The sequence below is a fragment of the Rudanella paleaurantiibacter genome (genome assembly GCF_009184635.1).
Lineage (GTDB): Bacteria > Bacteroidota > Bacteroidia > Cytophagales > Spirosomataceae > Rudanella > Rudanella paleaurantiibacter.
Window position 1 is genome coordinate 200,876 of record NZ_WELI01000010.1, and the last position, 18,914, is coordinate 219,789.

At 57.5% G+C, this 18,914-nt stretch carries 13 protein-coding genes; 12 read left to right on the forward strand and 1 reads right to left on the reverse strand.

The features are described from left to right. The first annotated feature begins 153 nt into the window (after positions 1-153). Positions 154-1,158, forward strand: coding sequence for a 4-hydroxyproline epimerase (locus F5984_RS21555; RefSeq protein WP_152126285.1), 1,005 nt, complete (start codon positions 154-156; stop codon positions 1,156-1,158). Continuing rightward, positions 1,155-2,405 carry an NAD(P)/FAD-dependent oxidoreductase gene (locus tag F5984_RS21560; protein WP_152126286.1) on the forward strand — a complete coding sequence of 417 codons (1,251 nt, stop codon included), beginning with the start codon at positions 1,155-1,157 and terminating at the stop codon, positions 2,403-2,405. The genes F5984_RS21555 and F5984_RS21560 overlap by 4 nt, the downstream gene beginning before the upstream one ends. A 566-nt stretch (positions 2,406-2,971) precedes the next feature. Here F5984_RS21560 and F5984_RS21565 read toward each other — a convergent pair. Then, positions 2,972-3,952 carry an alpha/beta hydrolase gene (locus tag F5984_RS21565; RefSeq protein ID WP_152126287.1) on the reverse strand — a complete coding sequence of 327 codons (981 nt, stop codon included), beginning with the start codon at positions 3,950-3,952 and terminating at the stop codon, positions 2,972-2,974. A 170-nt stretch (positions 3,953-4,122) separates the two neighbouring features. Between F5984_RS21565 and F5984_RS21570 the strand changes: the two genes are divergently transcribed. The 10 genes from F5984_RS21570 to F5984_RS21615 all read left to right on the forward strand — a co-directional run bounded on the left by F5984_RS21570 (position 4,123) and on the right by F5984_RS21615 (position 18,853). Further along, positions 4,123-6,630, forward strand: a complete 2,508-nt coding sequence (locus tag F5984_RS21570) for a glutaminase family protein (protein WP_152126288.1) — start codon at positions 4,123-4,125, stop codon at positions 6,628-6,630. A 243-nt stretch (positions 6,631-6,873) separates the two neighbouring features. Further along, on the forward strand, positions 6,874-7,317 hold the full coding sequence (locus F5984_RS21575) for a response regulator (protein ID WP_152126289.1): 444 nt from the start codon (positions 6,874-6,876) through the stop codon (positions 7,315-7,317). Then, positions 7,314-8,078, forward strand: a complete 765-nt coding sequence (locus F5984_RS21580) for a polysaccharide biosynthesis/export family protein (protein WP_152126290.1) — start codon at positions 7,314-7,316, stop codon at positions 8,076-8,078. Before F5984_RS21575 ends, F5984_RS21580 begins: the two co-directional genes overlap by 4 nt. 153 nt (positions 8,079-8,231) lie before the next feature. Further along, a complete protein-coding gene (locus F5984_RS21585; RefSeq protein WP_152126291.1) occupies positions 8,232-10,427 on the forward strand; it encodes an exopolysaccharide transport family protein in 2,196 nt (731 codons plus the stop codon). Continuing rightward, positions 10,424-11,716 carry a lipopolysaccharide biosynthesis protein gene (locus F5984_RS21590; RefSeq protein ID WP_152126292.1) on the forward strand — a complete coding sequence of 431 codons (1,293 nt, stop codon included), beginning with the start codon at positions 10,424-10,426 and terminating at the stop codon, positions 11,714-11,716. The genes F5984_RS21585 and F5984_RS21590 overlap by 4 nt, the downstream gene beginning before the upstream one ends. Further along, positions 11,668-12,795: a glycosyltransferase family 4 protein gene (locus F5984_RS21595; protein WP_152126293.1), complete on the forward strand. Its 1,128-nt coding sequence runs from the start codon at positions 11,668-11,670 to the stop codon at positions 12,793-12,795. The genes F5984_RS21590 and F5984_RS21595 overlap by 49 nt, the downstream gene beginning before the upstream one ends. Positions 12,796-12,862: 67 nt before the next feature. Continuing rightward, complete coding sequence (locus tag F5984_RS21600; RefSeq protein ID WP_152126294.1) at positions 12,863-14,179, forward strand: O-antigen ligase family protein; 1,317 nt, start codon at positions 12,863-12,865, stop codon at positions 14,177-14,179. Positions 14,180-14,436: 257 nt separating this feature from the next. Next, positions 14,437-16,851 carry a hypothetical protein gene (locus tag F5984_RS21605; protein WP_152126295.1) on the forward strand — a complete coding sequence of 805 codons (2,415 nt, stop codon included), beginning with the start codon at positions 14,437-14,439 and terminating at the stop codon, positions 16,849-16,851. Continuing rightward, positions 16,848-17,576, forward strand: a complete 729-nt coding sequence (locus F5984_RS21610) for an acyltransferase (protein ID WP_246169237.1) — start codon at positions 16,848-16,850, stop codon at positions 17,574-17,576. Before F5984_RS21605 ends, F5984_RS21610 begins: the two co-directional genes overlap by 4 nt. Next, positions 17,573-18,853 carry a glycosyltransferase gene (locus F5984_RS21615; RefSeq protein WP_152126296.1) on the forward strand — a complete coding sequence of 427 codons (1,281 nt, stop codon included), beginning with the start codon at positions 17,573-17,575 and terminating at the stop codon, positions 18,851-18,853. Before F5984_RS21610 ends, F5984_RS21615 begins: the two co-directional genes overlap by 4 nt. Positions 18,854-18,914 lie beyond the last annotated feature (61 nt).

Here is an 18,914-nt window from a genome sequence, read left to right on the forward strand (position 1 = left end):
AATAATGTACAATGCATAATGAATAATGGTGCTGATTATCAGTTTATGAATTATAAATTGTTCATTGTTCATTGTTCATTGTTCATTGTTCATTGTTCATTGTTCATTGTTCATTAACTCCTAAACCCTTAATCACTTCATACTGCATTAGCAATGCCAGATTACCATTTTTTTTGCATCGACGCGCACACCTGCGGTAACCCCGTGCGGGTGGTTACGGGCGGTAGTATTCCGCATCTGGTGGGTAATTCCATGAGCGAAAAACGGCAGCATTTCCTGCGGGAATATGACTGGATTCGGCAGTCGCTCATGTTTGAGCCGCGTGGGCACGACATGATGTCGGGCAGTATTTTGTACCCACCCACCGACCCCACCAACGATGCCGGGGTGCTGTTTATTGAGACGTCGGGTTGCCTGCCTATGTGCGGACATGGCACCATTGGTACTGTAACTGTTGCCATTGAGCAGGGCCTGATTGTACCGAAAACGCCCGGTGTGCTCCACCTCGAAGTACCAGCCGGGCTGGTCCGGGCCGAGTACGTTCAGGAAGGGAAAAAGGTGAAGTCGGTGAAGATCACGAACATCAAGTCGTACCTGGCCGCCGAAAATATCACGGTTCAGTGCCCCGACCTGGGCGAGCTGGTGGTCGATGTGGCCTATGGCGGCAATTTCTACGCTATTGTCGATCCACAACCCAATTTCCCCGGTCTGGAGCATTTCAACGCGAGTCAGCTCGTCGACTGGGCACGGGCCATGCGGCAGCGGATCAACGCCGAGCACACGTTTGTGCATCCCGAAAACCCGACCATCAACGGGCTGAGCCATGTGCTCTGGACGGGCACACCTCTTCAGGAAACCTCCACGGCCCGCAACGCCGTTTTTTACGGCGACAAAGCCATCGACCGTTCGCCCTGTGGCACCGGCACCTCGGCGCGCATGGCGCAATGGTACGCACAGGGGCGGCTTAAACCGGGCGAAACCTTCGTGCACGAAAGCATTATCGGGTCTATTTTCAACGGACGCATAGAGGCCGAAACTACTCTGGCCGGTAAGCCCGCTATTGTGCCAAGCATTGAAGGGTGGGCCATTATTCACGGCTACAATCACCTTATTCTGGACGAAAACGATCCGTATCGATTTGGCTTTCAGGTAGTATGACACACGTAGGTATCATTGGCGGGGGGATTGTCGGGCTTAGCTCGGCGTACTACCTGCACCGGGCGGGTTACCGCGTTACGGTTTTCGATCAGAACCCCATTACCGACGGGTGTTCGTTTGGCAACGCGGGCATGATTGTCCCGAGCCACATTATCCCGCTGGCTCAACCGGGCATGATCGCAAAAGGAATGCGCTGGATGCTCCGGTCGACAAGCCCGTTTTATGTGCGGCCCCGCCTGAGTGCCGACCTGCTGCGGTGGGGCTGGTTGTTTTACCGCCATGCCAACGCCCGGCATGTTGAGCGGGCCATTCCGGCCCTGCGCGACCTGAGCCTGTTGAGCAAGAAACTCTATATCGAACTGGCTGGCCCCTCGAGTCCGCTGGCCGATTTTGGCTGGCAGGAGCGGGGTTTGTTTATGCTTTACAAAACGGCATCGGCCGAGCACGAAATGGCCGAAGAAGCTGAGGTGGCCAACCGGGCCGGTATCGAAGCACAGGTGCTCAATGGTACACAGGTGCAGGACCTGGAGCCCGATGTACGTGTAGACGTGCGCGGGGCGGTGTACTACCCCGGCGATGCGCACCTGAACCCCGGCGCGTTGGTGCGGACTCTGCTCGATTACCTGCGTGGGCAGGGCGTCGGGTTCGTAACGGGTACGGCCGTAACGGGTTTCGGTACGAATGGTAACCGGGTTACGGCGGTGCAAACGGCTGGAAATGAGGTGGCAGTTGATGAAGTAGTGGTGGCGGGCGGAGCCTGGTCGCCGGAGATTGCCGCCCGGCTGGGGGTAAATCTATCGTTGCAGGGGGGCAAAGGGTACAGCTTTATGTTACGCGGTCTCACACCCAATGTGCGTGTGCCAGCCATCATGCTCGAAGCCCGCGCCACGGCCACGCCGATGGGGAGTGACCTCCGATTTGCGGGTACGCTCGAAGTGGCCGGTACCGACCTGACCGTGAACCTGAACCGTGTGCGGGGCATTGCCGAGTCCATCAATCAGTACTATCCCGAACTGCCCGTGCAGATGCCCGCCGTGGATGCCGTATGGCGGGGCCTGCGGCCCTGTTCACCCGATGGTCTGCCGTACATTGGTCGGGCGGGTCGGTTCGATAACGTTACGCTGGCCACCGGCCACGGCATGATGGGCCTGAGTCTGGGGCCTGCTACCGGTTTGTTGGTCGCCGAAACTGTAGCTAACCGGCCTGAAAGTATGGATCTGACCCCGTTCCGACTGGATCGGTTTTAGGGAGGGCGACGAATGAAATGAATTGGTACGCGAATGACGCGGATTAGGGCGATTTTCACGGATTAACCATCAAAACTATCAGCGTCAATTTGGCCAATCCGCGTCATCCGCGTGCAATTATTTAAATGAATTGGTACGCGAATGACGCGGATTAGGGCGATTTTCACGGATTAACCATCAAAACTATCAGCGTCAATTTGGCCAATCCGCGTCATCCGCGTGCAATTATTTAAATGAATTGGTACGCGAATGACGCAGATTTGGTTGATTTTCACGGATTGTTAATCAAAAACTATCGGCGTCTATCCGGCCAATCCGCGTCATCCGCGTGCTATTTATATTGATGAGCTAATCCAGGAAATTAGCACGCGAATGACGCAGATTTGGTTGATTTTCACGGATTGACCATCGAAACTATCAGCGTCAATCTGCTTGATCTGTGTCATTCGCGTGCCATTTAAATCCAAACAAATCAGCCCGCGAACGGCGCGGATTAAGCCCATTTTCGCGGATCATGCGATACTGAGAGCAGACCATCAGGGGAGCCAAAAACTAAAACCCCAGCACTACTTTTTCAGGGTCTGATTCAGAAACCCGGTGATGTAGTTGAGCGTCGGGGTAAACCACGGCTCGAAAAAGAGGAACGTGTGCGGAGCGTCGGCAAAGGTGTGTACTTCGGTGTAAACGCCGAATCCGTTTAGCTTTTTCATCAGATCATCCCGACCGGCGTGCATGCGCTCCACGGAGCTATTCAGAAACAACATGGGCGGGGTAGTTAGGCCGGCCTGATGCAGGGCCGAAGCCTCGTTCCAGAGCTCTGGTTTTTCAGTTTTAGAGTACCCAAACCAGTACGTAGCCGCCGAGGTCGACCGGGTATCATTGCCCTCGCCCGACTCGAGATGAATAAACGCCAGAATCCCGTCAATATCAACAACGGCCTGCACCCGGCTCGATTGGTTCGGATGCCCACCCATACCTTCAAAAAGGGGTTTGTCGTTGGTGCTGCCTATCAGCGCTGCCAGTTGCCCACCCGATGAAAACCCCAGCACCGCTATCCGGTTCGGGTCGATCTGGTACCGTTTGGCGTTGGCCCGCATCCAGCGAATAGCCGCTTTTACATCATGCACCGACGCCGGGTACAGCGCTTCCGTCGACAGGCGGTATTCGACCGGAATAGCCACAAAGCCCCACTCGGCGAGCCGCCCCGCCATCGTGTTGTTGTGCGAGCGGTCGCCGGAGCGCCATCCACCCCCATGAATCATCAGTACGGCCGGGTGCTGGCGGGTGCGGCTCTGCGGGGGCGCGTAAACGTCGAGCAGGAGGGAGCGGCCGGGCGTCGGGGTGCTGTACGGGAGGTTACGGGTCACGCGTACGCCCAGTGGCAGCGTCGAGTCGGCAAGGGTGATGTTCGGCTGCTTTTTTTTCTCCTGAATAAACGATTTACGTACCGTGAACGAGGTATCGCGGCCACCCGTAGGGCCTATCTGAGCCGACGTTAAGGAAGAGCCGAGGAGGAAAGCCCCCAAAAAGAGCAAAGTGCGTGGCATACTGTGTCGAAAAGGAGAGTTCGGAACGCAAAGGTAAACGGTGGCGCGTCTGGAAGTTTCTGACTCAGATGAGCTACTGAACGAAATTTCTGCCCCCAATTAGTAGACACTCCCCCGCTTTGTGTCTTTATGAAACGGCTGGCGACTCGTCGGCTGCTAACTGTACACGAATGACCAAACTATCTCTTCAACTTATCCTGCTGGCCTCGGCCCTGACGGTTGGCCCGGCCTCAGCGCAAACGCTCCGGCCCCCTTCGTACCCGCTGGTTACGCACGACCCTTACTTTAGCCTCTGGAGCAATACCGATAACCTCAACGATAGCCCTACCCGCCACTGGACCGGCAAACCACAGTCGCTCGAAGGCGTGGTACGTGTCGATGGTAAAGCGTATGGGTTTCTCGGGGCTGCGCCAACCGTGTACAACGCTCTGCTGCCTACCGGCGAGGCAAAGCCCTACATGGCGCAATACACCTTTGAGCAACCGCAGCCGGGCTGGCAGCAACTTGATTATAAAGCTGAGGGCTGGAAAACAGGTCCCGGCCCGTTTGGGAATACGCCCGATGCCCGCACGGTCTGGAACAGTAGCCGGTCCGACAAAAACGGGATTCACGTTCGGCGCGAGTTTACGTACGACGGTAAAACTGACCCCTCGAAGCTCCTGCTGGCCATCAGCCACGACGACGACGTGGAGGTGTACCTGAACGGCGTGCAGATTCTCCAGAAAAAATGCTGCGCGGGCGACCACATATACCTGCCGCTCTCGGCCGAGGGGCAGAAAGCCCTCAAACCCGGTCGTAATGTGCTGGCTGCGCACTGCGTGAGTCCGGTTGGCGGGGCCATTATTGACGTGGGCCTGGTGAGCCCGGCCGAGGTACCGACACTCACTAAAGCCACCCAAACCGACGTAAAGGTCACGGCCACGCAAACCGAATACACGTTTACGGCGGGGCCCGTCGATCTGAAAGTTAATTTCCTGTCGCCCCTGTTGCTGGAGGATCTGGAGGTGGTTGCCCGTCCGGTTACGTATGTGACGTTCAACGCCCGCGCCCGCGACGGAAAAGCCCACAAAGTGGAAGTGTTCTTTGGCGAATCGGGCGCGGTAGCCACTAACACCGCCGGACAGGGTGTGGTTACGGATGCGGGGCAGTCGGGTAATTTGCGTTGGCTCAAGGTAGGCACGCAGGATCAGCCCGTACTGAAAAAGAAAGGCGATAACGTGCGTATCGACTGGGGCTACGCGTACCTCGCCGTGCCTAATGGAGCCGGTATGCAACTGGCTACGGGCTCGCTGGAGAGCCTGAAACAGGCGTTTGCCGAGAGCGGTAAACTGCCCGCCGGTGCGCTGGGTGGCAAAAAAGGAGCTGCCGCCGAACTGGCCCTGGCCGTTAATCTGCCGATGGGTTCGGTAGGGGCTAAGCCGGTGCAAAAATACCTGATGCTCGCTTACGATGACCTGTACTCGGTACAGTACTTCGGCGAGAACCTGCGGCCCTGGTGGCGTCGGGATGGTAAAACGACCATGAACGAGCTGCTGCAGACGGCCGGTAAAGAATACAACCAATTGCGGCAGAAAAGCACCGCCTTCGACGCCAAACTCCGGGCCGACGCCCAGAAAGCGGGCGGTAAAGAGTACGCCGATCTGTGCGTGCTGGCTTACCGGCAGGCTATTGCAGCCCATAAAATTGTGGCAAGCCCAACCGGCGAAGTCCTGTTTTTCTCCAAAGAGAATTTTTCCAACGGTTCCATCGGCACCGTCGACGTGACGTACCCTTCGGCCCCGCTCTTTTTGGTGTACAACAACGAGTTGGCTAAAGGGTTGCTCCGGTTTATATTCGAGTACAGCGAGTCGGGTCGTTGGAAAAAAGACTTCCCGGCCCACGATGTAGGCACCTACCCGCTGGCTAACGGGCAAACCTACGGCGAAGATATGCCCGTGGAAGAAGCCGGTAACATGGTGATTCTGACGGCGGCCGCCGTGCAGATGGACGGCAAGCCCGACTTTGCCCGCCAACACTGGCCCACGCTGACCAAATGGGTTGGGTTTCTGAAACGCGACGGTTTCGATCCGGCCAATCAGCTCTGTACCGACGATTTTGCCGGCCACCTCGCCCGCAATGCCAACCTCTCGGCCAAGGCTATTATGGGTATTGCCTGTTATGGGCAGATGGCACAGGCGCTGGGCGACCAAAAAACGGCCGATGAGCACCTGACGCTGGCCCGCGAACTGGCCCGCAAATGGATGCAGATGGACGACCTCGGCGACCGCTACGCCCTGACGTTTGACAAAACGGCGGGTAGCTGGAGCCAGAAATACAACATCGTGTGGGATAAGCTGCTCGGGCTGAATGTGTTCCCGAAAGAGGTGGCACAAAAAGAGATTGCGTTCTACCTCAAAAACCAGCAACCCTACGGCCTGCCCCTCGACAGCCGGAAAACCTACACCAAATCAGACTGGATTATGTGGACGGCGACAATGGCTGATTCTGAGCGCGACTTTCAGGCCCTGATTACACCAATCTGGAAGTTTGCTAACGAGACCCCAAGCCGCGTTCCCCTCACCGACTGGCACGAGACCACCAACGCCAAGCAAGTGGGCTTTCAGGCCCGCTCGGTGGTAGGTGGGTATTTTATCAAAATGCTCGAAAGCCGCATTGGCCCCGGCAAGGCGAAAAAGTAAGTTCAGGCCCGTTCTGAAACACCCTTTCGAAACCCCTGTCCGACGTGTTCGGACAGGGGTTTTTGTTTACTACCGGGACGCTTCGGTGCGGGTGGAAGAACAGGAACTAACGTTCCAGATCGTAGACATGGATTCCACCCGGTAGAAAATATAGGAGATTAAAATGGGGTAAGGCATTGTTTTTCAAGGAATTGACCTGATGGCACAGAATTGGACTAAAGGGAGGCCAAACGATTCCGTGATATGCCCCATAACTACACCTTGTCCATTTTCATCGTTGATGACGATCCGTTCTGTCAGAGCTTGTACGAACAGCAGATTCGGAGCCTGGGCTACAGCCAGATTACCTTGTTCAGCGACGGGCAGGAATGCCTCAATCACCTGACCGATCAGCCCGATATCATCTTCCTGGATTACCGGATGGAACCCCTCGACGGCCTCGAAGTTCTCCGGAAAATCAAGCGGTTCAACCCCGACATTTACCCGGTTATTATCTCGGGGCAGGACGACCTGCAGGTGGCCGTTGATGCGCTCAAGTATGGTGCCTTCGACTACATCATCAAAGGGGAAAATACGCTCCCCAAAATTGAAGGGGTTCTGAAAAAAATTCAACACGTGATTGCACTGTTGGAGCAGGCTCCGCACAACCGCTGGCGTAAACTCAAAAATCTGTTCGGACGCGTATGAGTTGGCTTGTGCACGGAGTGGGTCGCTTACTCCTGTTCGTGGGCCTGATCTGGCTCTCGGGCTGCGCTACCCATCACAACCTGTTTCAGGCCGATTCGTCGGCCAATGCCGCGCCCGTTGATTCAACCTTTTTCGGACTCGATAAGGTGCAGTACCGAATCCGGCCCGACGATAAGGTGAGCATCAGCATCTGGAACCACGACGACCTCAGCGTGGGCTCGTTGTACAGCATTTACAGCGCCAACGAGGTGTACGGTAAGTGGGTGATGGTGGATGCTAACGGCGATGTGGCCGTGCCCAAAATTGGCCGGGTACGTGTGGCCGGGCTGACCTTGCTCGAAGCCCGTGAACGGCTCCTGACCGAGTTCCGCAAATGGATTGTCGACCCGATTGTCGACGTGCGGGTGCTTAACCGCGAGGTGACGGTGCTGGGTGAGTTACGTAGCCCCGGTAAGTTTCTGCTCGAAAAAGAAGCTAACACCCTGGTGGAGATGGTGGGTCGGGCGGGCGACTTCGATATGTACGCCGACCGGCAGGCGGTGAAAGTCATTCGGACGATTGACAAACAGCCGCACACCATCGTGGTCGACCTGACCCGGATGGACAATTACGAAGCGAGAAACATTGCCATTCTGCCCGGCGACGTGATCTACGTACCAGCGCGTAAGAGCAAGCTCTGGGACAAGCGGGCCGGGCCGGGCGTGCTGCCCATTGCAAGCGCCATCACCACCCTCGCAGTGTTGTTCAAAACGTTTTTCTAAGTATCCAGTCAAAATGAAATGTATAATGTAGAATGGATAATTAGGTGGTTGATAATCAGTGAATTAATTCGCTATTCATTGCCCATTACTCATTGTTCATTTTCCATTGTCCCATTGTGCATTATTCAGTATCCATTCACGTAAACGAGTAGCATGTCTGAGCTGTCCAAAACGCTGGGATTGTTGAGGCCGTTTGTGCGGGGCCTGCCGCTGATTGTGGTGGGCATGGGGCTGAGCCTCTTTGCCGCCAATCGGTACCTCGGCTACGCAACGCCTATGTACGAGAGCATGGCGAAGATAAAGCTGGCCGACGTAAGCGAAGGAACCCCAAGCGCCAACCTGTACAAGGATTTTGATGTGTTTGTGAGTACCAATAAGATTCTGGCCGAAGTCGAGCTGCTGAAATCGAACGTGTTGCTCCGAAAGGCATTGGCCCCGCTCGATCTGAGTGTGACTATCCGGCGGGTGGGCAACCTGCGTAAAGCCGACCTGTACGGTCAGTCGCCGGTGCGGATTTCGGCGGGTTTCACCGATCCGGCCCTGTACAATCTGCCGTTTGGCCTGACCGTGTACCGCGATTCGTTGCTCACAATTACCCTGCCCAACGGGAAAACGGTGCCCTGCGAACTCAACCGGGTGGTGCATATCGAGGGCGGCACGCTGTACATCGGTCGGAATGAGGCCGTGCTGGCAGCCCGCCCCAATCTGGTGCTGAACGACCGGTACGAGTTTATGGTCCGAACCCCCGAAAGCGTGGTGGAGTCGGTGATGGCTGACCTCGACGTGATGGCCATGGACAAGGATATTCCGGTGTTACGGATCAGCTACAAAAGCTCGGTGCCCCAGAAAGCGGCCGATGTGGTCAATGGCATTGCTGCGGCTTACATTGCCGATGGGGTAGAGGATCGGTTCCGGGCGGCCGACACCACCTCTGGTTTCCTGAATAGAGAGCTGACCCACTACCGTGACCGGCTCACGGCGAGTGAGCGGGCCATTGAAGACTATCGCAATGCCAAAAACATCATCAACATCCGGCAGGAAACCGAAACAGACCTTCGGAAAATTGCTGATCTGAAAAAACAACTGTCGAGCGTCCACATGAATGTTCTGGCCATCGACAGCCTCAATAAGTCGCTTCGGCGTAACCCTGATTTTCTGAAAACAGCCCCCAACTTCGAGGCTTTCACCGATCTGCTCTCAACCGAGATCGTGAAGAAAATGAAGCAGTTGCAGGGCGATCGGCGCGATCTGCTGGTGCGTTACACCCCCGACCATGAAAAGGTGCGGTTGGTGGATACCCAGATTCAGGACCTGGCCGATTACATGCGCGAGAGCATCAACAATACGCTCGTGAATCAGCAGATCAAATACCGTGATCTAAACCGAACCATCGAAGAGGCCGAAGCTGCTTTTGTGGGCTTGCCTACCAAAGAAAAGACAATGACCGTGCTGGAGCGCAACTTCAGCCTCGACGAGCAGATTTACCGGTTTCTGCACCAAAAACGGACTGAGGCCGACATTGCCCGGGCGGCTACGATCTCGTTTCACCGGGTTATTACGGAAGGCAAAGTGCCCCGCACGCCCGTATCGCCCAACCCAACATTGATTAAGGTGCTGGCTGGTTTTCTGAGCCTGCTGAGCGCGGTGATCGTGATTTACGGGGTCCATTTTCTTAAAGCCCGGGTCGATTCGGAGACGGTGATTCAGAAAAATTCCGATACGCCCGTGGTGGCTTCGGTGCCTCGCCTGACCAAACGGGGGCAGTCGGAGCTGTTGTTTCGGCAGTGGTCCCTGCACATGGACATACGGGAATGGTTACAGCCCGGCTCGGTAGTGGTGGTGTCGTCGTTCGATCCGCTCGAAGGCAAACGCACCATTACCAAGGGGCTGGCCCGCGCCCTGGTGAACCTCGGTAAAACCGTGTTGGTCGTCGATGCCGACGGTACCCTGCCCGAACTGAGCGGTTGGTCGGCTCTGGAATACGTGAACCTGCCTAAAACCGGGCAGGACTGGCAGCGGCCGATTGGCTGGCACCCCATGCTGGCCGATTGGCGGAGCCGGTTCGACGTGGTGCTGGTCAAAAATGCGGCCATCGCCCACGAGTCGGCCGGGGCCATGCTGATGGCGTCGGCTACGCTGAACCTGATGCTGCTTGACAGCCGACGCACGCGGCAGGACCGCATTAGTGAGGCCGATTTGCTGCGCGATTCGCTCCGGTTGCCCAATCTGCAATTTGTGCTCAACCGGGCGGGCTACATGCCGTCGCTTCTCCGCGAACTACTCGAAGGAATCGTTCGGCGTAGTCGGCCCATGCTCCCGGCTACCGAACCCAAATCGTTGCCCGCATGATAGTCCGCCGTCTGATACCGCTTTTTACGTCCGAAAAAGGACTGGTCCTGACCGATCAGGTGGTGGTCAGTGGGTCGGCGTTTGCTACCAACCTGTTGCTGGCGCAGGCGCTCGGCCCGGTGGCTTACGGGCGTTACTCAGCCGTAGTGCTGGCGCAGTTGTTTCTGCTTTCGCTCCAACAGGCGGCTGGCAGCGGCCTCTATCAGGTGGTGTGGCCAAGCCTGCCCGAGGCCGACAAAAAGCCCTACACCGACGGGCTATTGTACGCACAACTGGGCTGGCTGGTAGGCCTGCTGGCGCTGGCGGGCCTGGCTAATGGGCTGTGGTCGGGCGGTCTGCCGGGCTTTGGTCCGGCGGAACTGGGGGCGGCTGTGGTGGCTACGGGCTTGTATCTGTTGCAGGATTTCGTCCGAAAAACCCTGCTGGCACAGCAACGGGCGGGGCAGGCACTCTGGCTCGATGCCCTCACCAACGCGGGCCAACTGGCCGGGCTGGTCTGGTTTCGGGTGCAGGGCGGCCTGTCGTTGTCGGTGGCGCTCTGGCTGGTGGGGCTCACGTTTCTGCCCTCGGTAGGGCTGGGTATCTGGTGGCTCCGGCCGGCCCGCCCGCACTCCGCCGATCTGGCTCGGGTCGGGCAGGAACACCGGCAACAGGGTGGCTGGATGTTGCTCTCGGCCCTGACGCAATGGCTGGCTGGTAACTTTCTCCTTGTAGCGGGCGGCTGGTGGCTGGGCGCTGCGGCCCTGGGTGCCCTTCGGCTGGCGCAGTACGTGTTTGGCCTGCTCAACGTGGGGTTGCAGGCGCTCGAAAGTTACGTGGCTCCACGGGCGGCCCAACTGGCTCACCAACCCGCCCAGTTGGTCGGGTATCTGGGGGCTATACTCCGCAAAAGTGGGCTGGCTATGGTGCCCGTGCTGGTGGGGCTGGTGCTCGGAGCTGAGCCCCTGCTGGTGCTGGCAGGCGGTGCCGACTACCAACCGTTTGCGTACGTCGTGTACGGGTTGGCGTTAGTGTACGTGCTGGTGGTATTGGGCTACCCGATTCGGATACTGCTCCGGGTGCGGCAGCTGGCCAAACATTACTTTATCGGGTATGCGCTGGCCACGGCTCTCAACCTGGCTTCTGCATCCTGGCTGATTCGCGAGCATGGCCTGAAGGGCGTTCTGGCGGGCCTTTTTCTGACGCAGGCGGTGCTTATCGGGTACTGGCTGCTGGTGTTACATCATTCTGGATTATTCACATGGAAATCATTCACCTTATTCTCGGCAAAGCCAATCCGGCCCGAATGAACGGGGTCAACAAAGTGGTGCATGAGCTGGCTACCCAACAGCAACAGGCCGGGATGGCTGTGGAGGTTTGGGGGTTTACGGCGCATATGGTGCACAACTACCCGGAGCGAGTCTACAAAACCCGACTGTTTGAAGCGAGCCCGAACCCGTTTCGGGTGGGTCAATCGTGGAAAGAGGCCATGCTGGCCCGCCGGGGTGAGGTGATTGTGCAGCTGCACGGTGGGTTTGTACCCCGGTTTTATGCGGCCGCGCGGTTTCTGCAACAGCATCATATTCCGTACCTGATTACCCCCCACGGGAACTACAACTGGCACGCGCTCCAGCGCAATTTCTTTCAGAAGAAGCTGTATTTCCGCCTGTTCGAGAGCCGATTGCTGGCCGGAGCCGGGGCTGTGCATATGCTGGGGCAAAGCGAAGTAGATGGACTGCAACGCCTGTACCCGAACCAGAAATCGGTCATGGTGCCCTACGGATACAACGCCATGCCTGAGCGGATCACCCACGATACCGGCACGTTTACGGTGGGGTTCTGTGGTCGGCTCGATATTGACCACAAAGGCATCGACCGGCTGATTGAAGGGTTTGCGGAGTTTGCCAAAACGGTGCCCTCGGCCCGGCTGTGGCTCATTGGCGACGGCCCCGACCGGCAACCCCTCGAAGATCTGGCCAATCGGCTGGACCTGGGTGACTCGGTGAAATTCTGGGGTGGGCAATATGGCTCCGACAAGTTTGAGCTTCTCTACGGATGCAGCGTGTTTGTTCATGCGTCACGCTACGAGGGGCTGCCGGTGTCGGTGCTCGAAGCCGCTTCGCTCGGAATCCCGTGCCTTGTCTCCGAAGCTACCAACCTCGCCAATGAAATACGAACCTACGAGGCCGGTTGGGTGGCCGGAGAAGGGACGCCCCCCGAAGTGACCGACGGACTGAATCGGTTGTATGCCCAATGGCTGATCGACGGACTTCGGCCCCTCGGGCAAAACGCCCGCCGAATGGTGCAGGAAGAGTTTAACTGGCCCCGCCAACTCGACCGATTGAACCAGCTCTACGAGAAAGTAATGAGCGAATGCGTAAATGAGTGAATGGGCGAGGCCATCCCCCACGTCAAACCTCGAACCAAAAACCAGCAACCCAAAACTATAAACCCCCATGCCCTCCCTTGCGCCCGATCATACCCGGTTTTTGCGGATGGTAAGCTTCTGGCTGACAATCATCCTGTTTGTGAAGCTGGGTGGATTCTTTACCTGGAGCAACAACATCGCCATTACGCGGGTGATCAAGGTTATCAGCCGGATTGCCATGACGGGTTCCATCTGGTACCTGTACCGGTCTATAATCGGGCGGGGGGCTATTGCTTCGTTTGGCTGGCAGCACAGCCTGTCGCCCTTGCTCTATGGGGCGTACCTGTTGCTGGGATTTATCTCCATTCTGTGGTCTACCGATCCGGGGTACTCGGGTTTGCAGTGGTTTATGGATTTCGAAGCGCTGGTGTTTTGCTACTATTTCATCGCCTGCTTTATCCTGATCGACTATTTTTTTGCCGGGAGTGCCGTCAAGATGTACCACGTTATTGGCAACGCGGTCATGATGATGATTGCCATTTTTCTGGTGGGTATGTACGTCGATCCCGACACGTTTTACCGGCTTACGCACGGGGGCGAAGAGGCCCGACTGGGTGGTTTCATCATGAATCCCAATGAGTTGGGGATGCTTTGTGCCGTGGGGGTGTCGTGTTTTATTTTCAATTTTTACCGCAAACACCGGGTCGTCTGGACGGCCGTAAAAATCGGTTTGCTGCTGTGGGCTATTGTCCTGACGGGCTCCCGTTCGTCCACAATCGGCTGTCTGCTCATTGCGTTTTTTCATATCCGCCAGTCGTCCAACACCCGGCTCAAGATCCTCATGTACGCCGGGGCGTTGCTGGCCATTCCGGTGGCGGTAAACACACTCCTGATCAAAGAGCATGGCGGTGGCCTCGATGAGGTGATGAGCATGACTGGCCGGTTACCGTTCTGGCAGGCGCTACTTACCGAGGGACTGCCCAAAGCCCCGTTTTTCGGGTTCGGCTTCATGCGGATTGCCAACACCGATTATTTCCAGGGCGAACACATTTTTACCTACGCGGCTAAAATGACGCACAACACCTTCATACAGGTGCTGATGAATCTGGGCTTTGTGGGCTTCGCCATTGTGGTGTTTCAACTGGTGTTCACCATCCGTGGCTTCATGCAGGTGGCCGAACGCGAAAAGAGCCTCATTTGCGTGGGGGTGCTTATTCCGATCATGATCAACTCGTTTACGGAGTTCGGCATTTTCGGCGAAACCAACTACGGTATCCTGTTTTACCAACTCCTCATTTTCTACATCAGCCTCTCGATAAACCCGCGGCTTACCCCCCGCGAAAAGCTTTTCCTGTTCCGACGAAGGCCGGAATTAAAGAGCGAAAGAGCGGGGCGAGTAGCCTGAAAGAGTGCGGCCCGGCGATCCGGCTAGTGGGTGGTATAAAGTCTTTGAAATTAAGTGAATGGACAATGCCCCCTCAGTACTGGACATTAGACCTCCCTACAGAATGGTAATAAGTCTAACGCCCAGTGTCTGAAGTCCGAAGGTCCAGAAGTGAAGAATGTACTATAAATGAGGTTCATTCTGTTGATTGTCAGATTATTAGTTACCGTTCTGTATTGTGCATCATACACTATACATTCGATTTTGTCCTGGTACTTATGAATGAATATCGCTACGCGTCAGATGTGAGCCGGTTACAGGCCGGGTTGGGTCGGTTGGGTGTCCCGCTGGCTGCGGTTCGGTCGGCGACCCATTCGGAGCCGTTGCCCTGTCAGTTGTTCCGCAACCCCGACGGCACCATCCGTTGGTTGTGGCCGGCCGGGGCTAAGTCGCCCCATTTTCTCCGGTTTTACCATCCGGGTGGGGTACGGGGGCGCCTGTTTGTGCGCGTAACCCAAATCCTGTTCCGTTGGGGGCTGGGTCGGCTGGTTGCGCACGAACCGATCACGTTGTACACCACACCCACGGGTGCCCAATGGTTGCGGCAACGGGCTGAGCGGTGGGCGTTGTTCACCGGAACGGCCGGACCCAATCGTAAGCTGGTGATTTGGTATAACGACGGTCAGGCTGCGGGTGGGTTTGTCAAAATTGCCCTGGCGCCCCCGGCTGTGTGCAACTTACGTCGCGAAGCGCGGGCACTCCGTCGGGTGCAGGCACAACCGTTCCAACAAGTCGATGTTCCCCAACTGCTGGGCTACCGGCAGGGTGTGCTCGTGCAGGAAGACATGGGCGCGACGCCATCCCGCCCGGCCGGTTCATTTACCGATTTGCCAGTGGCCGGGCTCACCGAACTGCTTCATCGCGACTGGCAGCAGCAGCCCCTGCGCGACACCGTTTTCTGGCAACAGACCCGCCAACGGCTGGCCCGGTTGCGCGACCGCAACGACGCACGGCTGCCTGTCAGTCTCATTGACAAGCTCGACCGGCTCATGGGTAGTCTCGACGACCGGCAATTCGTACCGGTGGCGTCGGCACATGGCGATTTCACGCCCTGGAACGTGATGGTACGTGACCATCGGCTGTGTGTGTTCGACTGGGAGTTGCAGCACGACGCCCTGCCGGGTTGGTACGATCTGTTTCATTATGTGTATCAGTCGGCTATCCTGGTGGGAAACCGGGGCTACGGAGCTATTCGGCGGGAGGTGGACGCCCTGCTGAGCCGCCCCGAATGGCAACCCGCGGGCGATGCCTACGACCTGGATACCGAGGAAGCCGAAATGCTTTACCTCATCTACACGGTCACGTACTACTTGGGCGTGTACAGTGAGCAAACCGACTGGCATGGGCAGATTCACTGGCTCCTCCAGACCTGGAACGACGCCTTGACCTACTGGCTCCACCGGCGGCACGTACTGGCCGACCGGCAATTGCTTCTGTACGATCTGGCGTTCTGGTTGCACGGTCGGCCCCATGCCGCGCTCAAGTTCACCCATCGGCAACTGATCGACCTGCCTGAGTCATCGGATCTGGATTTGTGTTTACCCCAACTGGAGGCCACCCGGCTGACTGATTATTTACAGAAACACCCGCTCTGGGAGCAGGGCGTGGTGGAGTCACGCAGTTTTATGGCGCAGCTTCATGTTCAGTGCCCCGACCGGACCCGGCTGCACATTGATCTGCTTTGGCGATTCAAGCGGAAACAAATCGAATTCATGAATGCCGGGCCGGTCTGGGAGCAGGCTACCACCGCGCCCCACGGTCTCAATTTACCCCGTAACGAACACGCTATGCAATTCATTCAACGGTTTTACCGGCTCAACAAGGCACCCATCCCCGAGCGGTATCAGAGGCTGTACGGCGCATCAGAGGCTACCATGACGGCGACCGATGAGCTGATGCAAATCCGGCAGATGCCCCAAAACCGGGGTTGGCGGGGGCTGTTCAACCGGATCAATTACGCGGCCGATACACTTAGTTCGTTCCGGCCCCGGCGGGGGCTGGTGGTCACGTTCAGCGGAGTCGACGGGGCCGGAAAATCGACCGTGATTGAGCAAACCCGGTATCAGATCGAGAAGCGATTGCGGCACCGCGTGGTGGTGCTGCGGCACCGGCCGTCGGTATTGCCAATTCTGAGTGCCTGGAAATACGGCAAGCAGCAGGCCGAACAACGGGCGGCCGACACCCTGCCCCGGCAGGGTACCAACCAAAGTCGGTTGTCGTCGCTGTTACGGTTTGGGTACTACTACGCCGACTACCTGTTCGGGCAGTTTTACATTCAGGTGAAGTACGTATGGCGGGGCTACATTGTTCTGTACGATCGGTACTACTTCGATTTTATCAACGACGGTCGCCGGAGCAACATCAACCTGCCCAAGGGCTTAGCCCGCCGGTTGTACAGTCTGTTGCTCAAGCCCCGGCTCAATGTGTTTCTCTACGCCCCGGCCGACGAAATTCTGCGCCGGAAACAGGAACTCGACGCGGCCACCATCACCGAACTGACGGATCAATATCTGCAACTGTTCAGCGAGTTGCAGGAGCGGTACCCGTCGTCGGAGTACCTGCCCGTGCTCAACCGGCAATTACCCCGCACCATCCGTCTGATTATCGACCGTATTCAAACCTATTCGTTATGATCAGTTCTGTACTCGAACGGTTAATCCGGCTCCGTAACCCGCAGTTCCGGTTTTCAAGCGCCCTGGGGCTGGGGGTAATCGCGTCGTTCGGTCTGCAACAGCTGGGTGCGCTGGCTCGCGGAGGGCGTGTGCTGCTATGGGGCCGAACACCCCGGTGGATGCTGCGGGGCCGGGGCGTCCGGTTTTTTAACCTCGCTCAGATTCGCTGGGGTCGGTTTCTGAAGCTGGGCGATGGGGTGTATTGTTCGGCCCTGAGCACCGGGGGGATCTGGCTCGGCGATGGGGTGAGCATCGGGGCGTTTAGCCGACTGATTGTGTCGACAACGCTCGACAACCCCGGCGAGTACATTCGGATTGGCAACCGGGTGGGTATTGGCGAGTTTGCGTATCTGGGCGGGGCCGGGGGGCTCAGTATCGGCGATGACTGCATTATCGGGCAGTATTTCAGCTGCCACCCCGAAAATCACCGATTCGACGACCCAACGGTGCCGATTCGGTTGCAGGGCGTCGACCGGCTGCCCATTCAGATCGGGTCCGACTGCTGGATTGGCAGCAAGGTTACGGTGCTCAGTGGGGTTACGCTCGGGTCGGGCTGCGTGGTGGCGGCTGGGGCTGTGGTAACCCGGAGTTTTCCGGCAAACAGCCTGATTGGTGGGGTACCGGCCCGGCTTATTCGGTCGCGGGTGCCGGCAGAGGGTGTTCCATCTAACCCGGTACAGGCATGAAAACGGTACTCGTAACGGCCTATGCCGTGAATCCCTACAAAGGCTCCGAAGACGGCATGGGCTGGAATTTTATCCTCCAGATTGCCCGAAGTGCGCAGGTGATTGCCGTAACCCGAGCCAACAACCAACCCGCCATCGACCGGTACTGGGCCGAACACCCTGAGCTGGACTCGTTGCGGCAACGGATTCGGTTTCTGTACTTCGACTGGCCTGCCTGGCTGCGTTTCTGGAAAAAAGGGCCTTTGCTGTCCATGATCTACTATTATGGCTGGCAACTGAGTCTGGCCTTGTGGCTGTGGCCCCAAAGGTTGCCCGTGCAGCTGGTTCACAACCTCAATTTTCATAACGACTGGACGCCCACGTTTCTCTGGTTGCTGGGCAAGCCGCTCGTGTGGGGGCCGGTGGGACACCATCCGGCCGTGCCCGAAGCCGCTCTGCGTCCGTTTGGGCGCGGTGCCCTGCTGAAAGACCGATTCCTTTGGGCACTCAAGCGGGCGTTTTGGGCGCTGGACCCGTTTCTGAGCCTAACCAAACGTCGGGCGGCCCATGTGCTCTGCATGAATCCGTCGGCGGCTCGGGTGCTGGGGCTTGCCCCGCATCGCTACACAATTGTGCCCTCCGTGGCCTCTGAGCCCGTTTCGCTGGCAGAGATGGTGCCGACTGGTTCTGGTTCGGCAGAGGTTGATACATCCGAAGCTGACTGTTTTCGGGTGCTTTCGGTGGGGCGGTTTGTGCCACTCAAAGGGTTTACCAGTACGGTGCGGGCTTTTGGCCAATTTCACCGGCAACTGAGCCGGGCCGAACAAAGCCGCGTTCGGCTAACGCTGGTGGGCAGTGGACCCGCCGAACCTTTGATCCGTCAGTTGCTGGCGCAGGAGGGGCTTATGGACTGCACCGACATCATCAATTGGTTGCCCAAACACGAGGTGGCCGACTGCTACCGGTCGGCATCGGTATTCCTGTTTCCGTCGCACGAAGGGGCGGGCATGGTGGTGGCCGAGGCCATGAGCTACGGCCTGCCAGTGCTTTGCTGGGACAACGAAGGCCCCGGTCAACTGGTGCCGCCCGACTCCGAGCTGCGTGTGCCTGACACCGATCTGACGGCTGGAGAGGTCCAAATGGCCCGGCATCTGCTCCGGCTGTTTCGGCACCCCGACTATCTCCGACACGAAAGCCAACTGGCTCGCCAACGCTTCGAGACGGCCTTTGCCTGGTCGGTGCGGGGCGAGCAGATCCGGCAGATTTACGCCGGGATTCCGGGTATCCAAACTAGCTGAATGAATGGATAATGCATAATGTACAATGCGTAATGTAGAATGAATAACGCACAACGAATGA

Excerpts from the sequence above, each read along its gene's own strand:
- F5984_RS21615 (WP_152126296.1), top strand. The coding sequence starts at position 17,573 with ATGAAAACGGTACTCGTAACGGCCTATGCCGTGAATCCCTACAAAGGC.
- F5984_RS21610 (WP_246169237.1), top strand. The coding sequence starts at position 16,848 with ATGATCAGTTCTGTACTCGAACGGTTAATCCGGCTCCGTAACCCGCAG.
- F5984_RS21600 (WP_152126294.1), top strand. The coding sequence starts at position 12,863 with ATGCCCTCCCTTGCGCCCGATCATACCCGGTTTTTGCGGATGGTAAGC.
- F5984_RS21575 (WP_152126289.1), top strand. The coding sequence starts at position 6,874 with ATGCCCCATAACTACACCTTGTCCATTTTCATCGTTGATGACGATCCG.
- F5984_RS21585 (WP_152126291.1), top strand. The coding sequence starts at position 8,232 with ATGTCTGAGCTGTCCAAAACGCTGGGATTGTTGAGGCCGTTTGTGCGG.
- F5984_RS21595 (WP_152126293.1), top strand. The coding sequence starts at position 11,668 with ATGGAAATCATTCACCTTATTCTCGGCAAAGCCAATCCGGCCCGAATG.
- F5984_RS21560 (WP_152126286.1), top strand. The coding sequence starts at position 1,155 with ATGACACACGTAGGTATCATTGGCGGGGGGATTGTCGGGCTTAGCTCG.
- F5984_RS21555 (WP_152126285.1), top strand. The coding sequence starts at position 154 with ATGCCAGATTACCATTTTTTTTGCATCGACGCGCACACCTGCGGTAAC.
- F5984_RS21570 (WP_152126288.1), top strand. The coding sequence starts at position 4,123 with ATGACCAAACTATCTCTTCAACTTATCCTGCTGGCCTCGGCCCTGACG.
- F5984_RS21605 (WP_152126295.1), top strand. The coding sequence starts at position 14,437 with ATGAATGAATATCGCTACGCGTCAGATGTGAGCCGGTTACAGGCCGGG.
- F5984_RS21590 (WP_152126292.1), top strand. The coding sequence starts at position 10,424 with ATGATAGTCCGCCGTCTGATACCGCTTTTTACGTCCGAAAAAGGACTG.
- F5984_RS21580 (WP_152126290.1), top strand. The coding sequence starts at position 7,314 with ATGAGTTGGCTTGTGCACGGAGTGGGTCGCTTACTCCTGTTCGTGGGC.
- F5984_RS21565 (WP_152126287.1), bottom strand. The coding sequence starts at position 3,952 with ATGCCACGCACTTTGCTCTTTTTGGGGGCTTTCCTCCTCGGCTCTTCC.